The following is a 9,427-nucleotide window of genomic DNA, read 5'->3' as shown; positions in this document are numbered from 1 at the left end:
TGCAAAATAGTAGCCTTGAAACCTGTCGCAACCAAAATTGGTCAGCATCTCCAGCTGTGCCTGGGTTTCAATCCCCTCGGCTACCACATCCATTTGAAGATTTTTCCCAATATTGATGATGCTTTGTACCATTTGTTGAGCGCTTTGATCTGTTAAAGCGGCATCCATAAAGCTTTTATCAATTTTAAGCTCATCAATTGGCAGCATGCGCAACATGCTTAAAGATGAGTAACCAGTGCCAAAGTCGTCCATAGAAAGCTGTACGCCTTGACTTTTGAGGGCGTTCAATCGTGGCAAAACGCTTTGAATATCTTCAATCAGCAGGCTTTCAGTCAGTTCTAGTGTTGTACAAATATTACTTAAGTTTTCCCGATGCATTTTTTCAATAAAATATGTTGCGAAATCAGGTTCCAGTAGTTGCAGTGCAGAAATATTGATAGAAGTCTGAAAGGTCAAGCCAAGGGTGGACTGTATCTGCTTAATGTCGGCGAAGGTGGTTTCAATAATGTATCTGCCCAGTGCAGGCATTTGTCCAGAGGCTTCTGCAACAGGTATAAATGCATCTGGTGTAACATTTCCGAGAATTGGACTGTTCCAGCGAACCAATGCCTCGACACCGTAAAAAGTACCATCGACAGCTATTTGGGGTTGATAAACCATGTAAATTTCATGATTGTCGATAGCGCCACGAAGGGCTTGCTCAATATTTACATTGCGGAGGTAGTGTTCTTGCATCGAATCTTGAAATAGATGCGCACTATTTTTAAAACGCTTGGATTCGTACATTGCGATATCGGCGGCACGTAACAAACCGTCGATAGTTTCACCATGTTGAGGATATTTGGCAATACCCGCACTCGCACCGACATGTAAGCGCATTTGGTTGACTTGGTAGGGCTTTGCAGCCGTTGATATGAGTGTTTGGGCCAACTCCATCAGTACACTGTCTTCCTGAATGTGCGTGAGCAGAATGAACTCATCGCCACCTTGTCGTATTAGAGCGGCATCTTGAGGTGTGACGCTTCGTAAGCGTTGGGCCAGTTGTTGTAAAAGCACATCTCCGAGGTGGTGACCAAAGCTGTCGTTAATGTTTTTGAAATTGTCCAAATCCAAATAGAGCAAAGAAAATGGGCTTGCTTGTGGATGAATCCATTGCTGTAATTGGTTTTGGAGATAGTTCCGATTCAAGAGACCAGTGAGTTGGTCATGAGTGGCTTGATGAACCAGGTCGGCGTTACGCCTCCTTTCCGCTGCCGCAATGATGCGGAAGAGAAAATAAACTACCCCTTCTACAGACAATAGAACCAAAAAATAGGCGGCTAGTGACTTTGAAAAATCTTTCCAAAGTACGTCCATTCGAGTCATAAGAATGAACCAGAGCTTATAGTTCTGGTTGTATTGTAGAGAGGCTAAATTACTTCCGTCTTCGGTGCTATGAACTAAAGAGATGGGTTGGTTGGAGTGCCAGAAGTCGTCTAGAGAATCATCATGTATTTTCTTTATTGCTGACTCAATCATATCCTGTTGGCAGTCAGGAAGAGTCTCTAGATAAACTGGGTAACTACACCATACGTCGTTGACGCTGTATTGCGCATACATATCATCGCGCACAATCGATGTGGTATAGCGATTTCTTTGGTCAATGCTTTTGACCAGGTGTCCAAAAGAGTCTTCCAGGCGTAAAGCAGCCGTAATAACACGGTAAACACTACCATCGGGATTACGTATCGTTTTGCGGATAGGGACTATCCAGTCTTGCAACGGTTCAAAAAAATAGGTGCGACCAAAAATCATCCTGTCTGAAGCCATGACCTCCAAAAATGAAGCACGGGTTTCGGGTTTTTCCAGAAGGTTAGGATAATTAGAAACATCCAGGTTATTGGTAGCAAAAAGCATGTTTCCCTGAGGGTCAACAAGGGCAATAGCAATAATTGCAGGGCTTTTTTCAAGGGCTGCATTAAGCATGGCCATGGCGTTTTCATTGTTTTGGTAGGAGGTATCTTCTAAAAAACGCTGCCCGAGGATGTCCAACATGATCTCATTAGTTTGGTACAGGGCTTGTGTGGAGTTGGCAATCAGCCTGAGAGTGTTTTCCTGAGAGTTTTTTGCATTAGTAAAAATTCTTTGCCACTGAGCGTAAGCGATAAAAACAAAGTAAAGGATAAATAGCAGGGTTAAGAAGTAAAAAATTGACCATAAATTTTTTTTCAGAAGTGCCATATAAGCTACTCATCAATGCAATTTGATCCGAATCCAATGCCGTTCAAGTATCTCAAGGGGGCACTCAACTTGATTTAGCTTTTTAAGCATACCCTTAACTTCCCTGTGGTTTTGATTAACCATAGCTGGGAATGAAATAAGTAACAAGATAAAAATGTCTCGACTTCACTTGCTATGTCACATAAAAAACGGGCCTTTAAGCCCGTTTTTCTGGATTATTCGCTTCGCTCAGCCTTCGGCTGTTCAACGTGCTCGGCGCTTTTGTCCAGCCTTCGGGAATGACGGTGATAGATTTACTCAGGCCTCATATGTGGGAACAGCAAAACATCTCAAAATCAAATACTCTGACCCCATTGATTCAGTGTGAGGAAAGATCAGTCGAGTCTGCCCAATCCTATTGCCTATAATTCATCTGTTACAAACGAGTTATTCGAACTGAGATCGCGCATAGCTTCATTACTATACTCACTCGTCCGTTCCCAGTGTTTCCCAGAGTAATCGGTCGTATATTTACTGCCTGTATTCATCCAAAACCATTGTCGATTGAACATAAAAGTGGGGTGATAGTCAGGATATAACTTAGCAAGGGGATAGGGTTTATTTCGTTCGACTCTATTTTTTCTAGTTGCTTCTAGTAGATATTCTTTACCATTTTTGAATAGTACGACCCATGCATGACCATTGCCGTCCATATCACCAAGGACAACTCTGGCGTCTTCATTCATGGCGATTAACCAATCAGCAAGCGCAAGCGCATGATCTTCACAATCTCCCCTAGGAAATAAAAAAGCCTCACGACTCGATTGCCACACTTCTTCACGCCCGCTGTACTGTATGGAATCGAGCATATACGTTTTTCTCTGGGCAAGCACATAGAGTGGCATCATAACGTTTTCGACAGTAAAGGGTTGATAACCTTCTAAAAAAGCGTTGACTAAAAAGTGAGAACGGTTGACGCCTTGAGCCGACATGGCAATGGTTTTAGTGTGATTATATGTGAATTCAAATGCACCGCTCTTGTCGTACAGCGGCTTTAATAATTGCTGAATGTAATCATCTGACCATCGTTCACCTGTCGGTAAAACAAGAAGAGATTGGCCTTTAGGTGAGAATAATTTTAATTCATCGTCAAAGTCATGCAGAGCAATGTCAATTTTTTGCTGTACATCGCTATCTTGTGAATTCTCTTTTAAATTCGTGATAGCAATGACAAAAATAAGGAAGCATGTCCAAAATGCAAACGCTTTAAGCTTTGCAAACAATGAACTCACCCCTTAAAGCCAAAAGCGATAACAATGGCAACAAACATTAAGATAGAGGAGGCAAAAATAGCGACTGCAATATTGCCTTTTTTTAGTTCTGTTTCAATGTCTATTTCTTTTAGTAACTTTTTATCGACCCAAAATAAGGCATAAACGCTAACCACAATCGCGATGATTGAATAGCTAAGATTAATAATTAAGTTGATTAACGACGCTGAAAAGAACTCTAATTCCATAGTGTGCCTATAAGTATTTTTATTGGGAAATCAAGGAGTCAGCCAACTTGGTTTTGATATTTCGCACTTTTTCTATCCCCTCCGTGAGATGTTAATGTAGCTGGTCTTCCAGTTTGTTTGCAGACCCAAGTTTGAAAATTTTCATTGCCTAGTACCTCTCCGCGAAGAGTGGCTTCAGTAATTTTTTGATTTTCTTTCCCTACCGCCATTTTGTCCATCATTAAATTATAACGGCTAGCTCTTTCTTCTTTGGTGGCTGCCAGCTCAAAATAAAGTGGATGCTCTGTTATCAGCTGATCTACTTCACCAAGTGCGTTGTGATGATAACTGGACCAAGGATACTCGTGGATTTCTTTTACCATTTCGGCTTTTACAGGATTCATTTCAATATAGTTGTATAGCCTAAAAAGATAACTGTTACTGTCTATCAGGCAGGATTTGAAACGCCCTTCCCAAATGGTGCCAGTGCGTTTTCGGGTGGCATTAAAATATCTCACATAACGATTCGTCATCGACTGCATAAATACAGCAAGTTCGTGTTTATCTTTGGGGCTAAGGAGTAAATGCAGGTGATTTGTCATGATGACATAGGCATGAAGCTGGCAGTAGGCTTTAGCTAATGACTCTGCAATATCATTGAGAATACGAGCCATATCCTCTTCATTTTCAAATATGTTTTGACGATTATTGCCTCGATGCATGATGTGCAGAGGCTGATCGGGTAATACCAATCGAGGAAGTCTTGCCATGTCGTTACATCCTTGTAGCGATAAGATTTTGGTTACTTTATAGCATCAGTTTATGGAGTTAAACCAAATCAAGTTGGCTGCCCCCTTGATTTCGCGTAGTGGGCATGTTGGTGGCAGTGCCGTTATTGGTCGCTGTTCGCACCTTTTGTGAGCACATCCCCAAGTTGCAGGCATTTGGTACTTTTCTTTCGGCACGAGGCAGTGAAAACGTTGATCGAGAAAACGCCGACACCGAAGACTGACGCGTTATCTCTGGCGCTGGCTTATAAGTGACCGAAATCGAAGAATCAGTCGACTTTGCCCCCTTAGAATTGATCGCTTATGGAATCAATAGGGTCAAAGTCTGACCCTTTTGATTTGTTAGCCTTTTTTGTGATTCATTAAAGTCGAAAGTGCCTTAGTTAGTTCAGCCTCATCTTTTAATGCTTGGGAAAGTCGCTCGGAAAGCTCGCCAAGAACAATACGAATGCTGCTTGCTAGCTCAAGACAGTCTTCATCAGATAGAGCGTGAACTCCTTCACTTAGCGCACTATGTAACAATAAAATTGGACTATGGCCGTTAATTAGAAGGCTTTCGGGTATCACATCTTTAGCCATATCTAGAGCTCTACTAAATTGAGTTTCAGATACCGCCGCCTTGAGGGTTTCTATTTTTACTTTTGGAGCACCCAATTTTTCCGAAACTTTAATTATTTCTTCTAGAATTCGATTCTTTTGATTTTCGACTACTCGACGATAATATATAAAAGCACCAATCCCTAGCCCTTGATTCTCACACCTTCTTCCTTTTAAGAAAGACTCTCTATCTGGTCCGATTAATTTAACTAACCGGGCCGGTGTGGGAGGACCAAAAGCTGGCAGTTCCCCAAATTTCCATAGTTCGCCTGTTGACTTTCCACCTTCATTAATACGTGCAGCTATAGAATAGGTTTTCTGGTCTGTTTGGCAATTTGAACATCTATAGGTGAGGTAGATAAATTTATACTCAGTCTTTAGCTCCTGAGCTTTTTCAGATATACATCTAAAAAAACGAACACCATTACAAGAGTCACTCGGGCAATGCAGCTGAATATCTGGTGTGTTCAAGATGTTACGCCAATAACCATTTATATACTTATGCTCAGAGAGATCTGAAATATGTGACACACTATTTGGGGGAGTGGCTTCTAAGAAATCCGATACGGTTTCAAATTTCGGCTCTTCAACTACATCATGCTCTTTTTCTTCTTTCATCTGCTATTTCTCTTAGATACGGCTAACAAGAATCAAAGGATCAGCCAGCTTGATATTCATAAGTTCTTCGCTATCAATTCAGCTTTTAATAACCCACCTTTTGTGAGTAACTTTGCTGAGAAATTAGGTTTACGTTTCGTTTTGTAGGTGTCGTAAATCAGCTTGAGGCCATCTGCAGTCAATAATGAGATATTGATGTCGGTGTCCATTGCAGCTGATTCAATAAAATCAGCAGAAAAAGCTGGAGCAATGATCAATACTTGTGCAACCCGTTTGCCTTGGCTCTCACAACGATTAGCGTAGGCTTTCACTTGTCTTGATGTAGAGGAATATTTTGCATAATCACCATTTTTGAATGATTTTGCTTCACCGATAATCACATCATTTTCGCTAAGTGAAATCAGAATATCGGCTTTATCTTTGGCGGTATTCAAGGTCTTTCTAAGCTCTTCATCAACGTCGAGTTCTAGGCCTTCTAATATTGCTTTTATTGTTTCTTCAAATTTGCTGCCAAGTTCAGATTCAGTGATCTCCACACCTGCCGCTTTTAAGCCAGCTAAATCGCGTCGCGAAAGCAGACCAAAATTTTCGATTAACTTGTCATTAGCACTCTCGAAAGCTTCCAAAATAATTTTTCTCGGATTGCCTTTTCTAGACAGCTTCATACTATCTCTAAGGTTCTTTATTTCTTCATTAGATAAAAGATAAAGAATATCGTGGGGTGTAATTGAAAGAGCTCGTAACCTTTCCGTGTCCAGTTCTTCAGTATCTTCGAGTTCAAATTCCCTTCTCAGGCGTTGAGCCAATGTTTCATCTATCTCATTATTCAAATTATTAAAATTAGTTTCCAATGCTTCGAAAAGCTCTTTATAGCTGGTAGCACTTATGGAATTGAATTCACGTTCTGTTGCGGTTCTTAAACTTTCAATAATGATATTAATCCGCTCTTCCAGGGTGGTTCCTAATCTTTCCGCAGGGATATCAAGTTCATTAATTAAGTCTTTGAGACGCTCTTTACGTTGATTTTGATTTTCATCTTTGTCAAATAAATCAGTTGATAAAATATCTCTGATGTTAATTCCAGCATTCAAAATCGTATTGATTTTCTCGATACGGCTTATTCCTCGAAAACGCTTATCGTAACTTTTAAGAATATTGGATAATTCTGCATCAGACATGCATCGCAAAATACGTAATAAATATTTATCTGCTAACTCTTTATTCTTTATTTCATTTAAAACAAGAATGATTTCATCTGGAATTAAAACTTCTGAGGTACGCCTGTTGATAAAAATCACGCCCATTTCACGGAGAGTTTGTAGGCATGCTTCAACGGTTTCTTTACCTGCTTTTATTGGATCTGAAAGGTGTTCAATAGCAGCAGCTTCATCCTGCGAAATTTTAAGTTCGTGTGCCAAAGTATTTAAAATACTTCGTTCATCATCTGAAATATTTGCTTGTCTGTTTGCTAAAAGATCGTTTTTGTAAGCAATTTCTAAACAGTTTCGAAAAATACTTAGACGATGAATATGATCATAATTTTCAGTTTCAACTTTATCGATTTCATTTTTAAGTTCTTGAGAGAGTTGTTCCAGCCGTTCTTGTTCTCTTGTATATAACTGTTCAATCCATGTCGTCCGTGCTACGGCATTACCATCTCGAGTTAATATGTTTATTAATAGTCCTGTTGAGGCACCAGCCATTGCTAGCTGTGATTGAATTGAAGATTTATATTCTGATGAGACCGTATTGAATAAAAGAGTTATTTCAATACCATTAGCGTCTTTGATGTGTTTATTAACTTTCTTTAAGGCTTCAGATATAGATTTGTTAGATTTCTCTGCTGAGGTACAGAGCTTATCTAGACAGGTAATAAACTTGGATTTTTCAATCTGGTTGATTGATGAGAGTACTTGCTGAAGCTTCATTGGACTTCCTTATCTGAGTGTAAAAAACTCACCTGAGCCCAAAAAACTTATAACATTCTTACAGTTAGAATGATCCGCTTCTTAAGATCCTAAGGTCGGACAATAAACCGATTTTTAGTAAGTTACAAGCCTGACGGGCATTGCACCCGTCAGGTCAAACTATTTTTACTCAGGCCGCATATGCGGAAACAGCAAAACATCTCTTATAGAAGGTGAATCAGTCAACAACATCACCAACCGATCAATACCAATCCCCTCACCTGCTGTTGGTGGCATGCCGTATTCCAGAGCACGGATATAATCAGCGTCGTAGTGCATGGCTTCGATATCACCGGCATCTTTTTCTGCGACTTGGGCTTTGAAACGTTCGGCCTGGTCTTCAGCATCATTTAACTCTGAGAAACCATTGGCGATTTCACGACCACCGACGAAGAATTCAAAACGGTCGGTGACAAACGGATCGTTATCGCTACGTCTTGCCAGTGGTGAAACTTCGGTTGGGTAGGCAGTGATAAAGGTCGGTTGCATCAGTTGATGTTCGACGGTTTTTTCGAAGATCTCGATTTGCACTTTACCGAGACCATAGCTGTCTTTGAGTGGAATGCCCAAGCCTTGGGCAACTTCTCTGGCAGCTTCGATGCTGTCGAGTTGTTCGGCTTTCAGATCAGGGTTGAAATGCAGGATGGAATCTTTAACGGTCATGCGTTCAAATGGCTGGGCAAAATCAATATCCAGACCTTGATAATGCACCTGGCTGCTGCCGAGTACATTCTGGGTCACGGTACGTAACATATCTTCGGTGAGATCCATCAGATCATTAAAATCGGCATAGGCCTGATAAAACTCGACCATGGTGAATTCGGGATTATGGCGGGTAGACAGACCTTCATTACGGAAATTACGGTTGATTTCAAACACCCGTTCAAAGCCGCCGACAATCAGTCGTTTCAGATACAGTTCCGGTGCGATCCGCAGGAACAGGTCCATATCCAAGGCATTGTGATAGGTAGTGAACGGTCTGGCTGTGGCACCGCCGGGAATGGCTTGCATCATTGGCGTTTCGACTTCGAGGTAGTCTTTGTCCATCAGGTAACGACGCACGCCATCAATCACTTTTGTACGAATCCGGAAGGTTTCACGGCTGGCTTCGTTCATGATCAGATCGACGTAACGCTGACGATAGCGGGTTTCCATATCGGACAGGCCGTGGAATTTTTCCGGTAATGGACGCAGTGATTTGGTCAGTAATTTGATGCTTTCGACATGCACTGATAATTCGCCCTTTTGGGTACGGAACAAGGTGCCTTCAGCAGCGATGATGTCGCCGTTATCCCAGGTTTTGAATTGTGCGTAGACGCCTTCCGGCAATTCATCACGTGCAACATAGAGCTGCATATCACCAGACATATCACGCACATTGGCGAAACTGGCTTTACCCATCACCCGTTTGGTCATCATTCGACCGGCAATCGCGACGCGCCGTGGACTGGCTTTTAGTTGTTCAGCATCGGTTTCGGCATATTCGGTTTGCAACTCGCCGTTCATTACATTGCGACGGAAGTCATTGGGGAAGGCATTGCCTTGCTCACGAATGGCGGCCAGTTTTTCACGACGTTGGGCAATCAGTCGGTTTTCGTCAAATTCTGTTTCTTGGGTCATGTTGGATTCGCTTATAAACCTGATTTGAGTGAGGCTTCAATGAATTGATCCAGATCGCCATCCAGAACCGCCTGCGTGTTTCCGGTTTCGACACCGGTACGTAAATCTTTGATGCGTGATTGATCGAGTACATAGGAGCG

8 protein-coding genes and 1 pseudogene are annotated in these 9,427 nt (G+C 41.6%); 1 reads left to right on the top strand and 8 read right to left on the bottom strand.

The window, feature by feature from the left end; translation table 11 throughout:
- From Q7V21_RS10430 to Q7V21_RS10415, 4 genes are all read right to left on the bottom strand, one after another.
- On the bottom strand, positions 1-2,220 hold a 2,220-nt coding region (locus tag Q7V21_RS10430; protein ID WP_304917242.1), incomplete at its 3' end, for an EAL domain-containing protein.
- 401 nt (positions 2,221-2,621) lie between these two features.
- Positions 2,622-3,491, bottom strand: a complete 870-nt coding sequence (locus Q7V21_RS10425; protein ID WP_304917241.1) for a hypothetical protein — start codon at positions 3,489-3,491, stop codon at positions 2,622-2,624.
- Positions 3,488-3,718, bottom strand: coding sequence for a DUF350 domain-containing protein (locus tag Q7V21_RS10420; protein WP_304917240.1), 231 nt, complete (start codon positions 3,716-3,718; stop codon positions 3,488-3,490). The genes Q7V21_RS10425 and Q7V21_RS10420 overlap by 4 nt, the downstream gene beginning before the upstream one ends.
- Positions 3,719-3,756: 38 nt before the next feature.
- Positions 3,757-4,467: a transposase gene (locus Q7V21_RS10415; RefSeq protein ID WP_304917239.1), complete on the bottom strand. Its 711-nt coding sequence runs from the start codon at positions 4,465-4,467 to the stop codon at positions 3,757-3,759.
- Between the two features lie 110 nt (positions 4,468-4,577).
- Here Q7V21_RS10415 and Q7V21_RS10410 point away from each other — a divergent pair, with 110 nt between their 5' ends.
- A complete protein-coding gene (locus tag Q7V21_RS10410; protein ID WP_304917238.1) occupies positions 4,578-4,709 on the top strand; it encodes a hypothetical protein in 132 nt (43 codons plus the stop codon).
- A gap of 118 nt (positions 4,710-4,827) precedes the next feature.
- Here the strand turns inward: Q7V21_RS10410 and Q7V21_RS10405 are convergent, their stop codons facing one another.
- The 4 genes and pseudogenes from Q7V21_RS10405 to prfB form a co-directional block, all read right to left on the bottom strand.
- Positions 4,828-5,700 (bottom strand): hypothetical protein, encoded by an 873-nt coding sequence (locus Q7V21_RS10405; protein WP_304917237.1) that lies wholly within the window; start codon positions 5,698-5,700, stop codon positions 4,828-4,830.
- A 56-nt stretch (positions 5,701-5,756) separates the two neighbouring features.
- Complete coding sequence (locus Q7V21_RS10400) at positions 5,757-7,628, bottom strand: hypothetical protein (protein WP_304917236.1); 1,872 nt, start codon at positions 7,626-7,628, stop codon at positions 5,757-5,759.
- 165 nt (positions 7,629-7,793) lie between these two features.
- Positions 7,794-9,287 carry a lysine--tRNA ligase gene (gene lysS / locus Q7V21_RS10395; protein ID WP_304917235.1) on the bottom strand — a complete coding sequence of 498 codons (1,494 nt, stop codon included), beginning with the start codon at positions 9,285-9,287 and terminating at the stop codon, positions 7,794-7,796.
- An 11-nt stretch (positions 9,288-9,298) separates the two neighbouring features.
- Positions 9,299-9,427, bottom strand: a pseudogene (gene prfB, locus Q7V21_RS10390) (peptide chain release factor 2); the annotation flags it as partial.

This window comes from Methylophaga sp. (assembly GCF_030651745.1).
The sequence above is the reverse complement of the archived record's forward strand: the minus strand, read 5'-3'. Positions and strand labels throughout refer to the sequence as shown.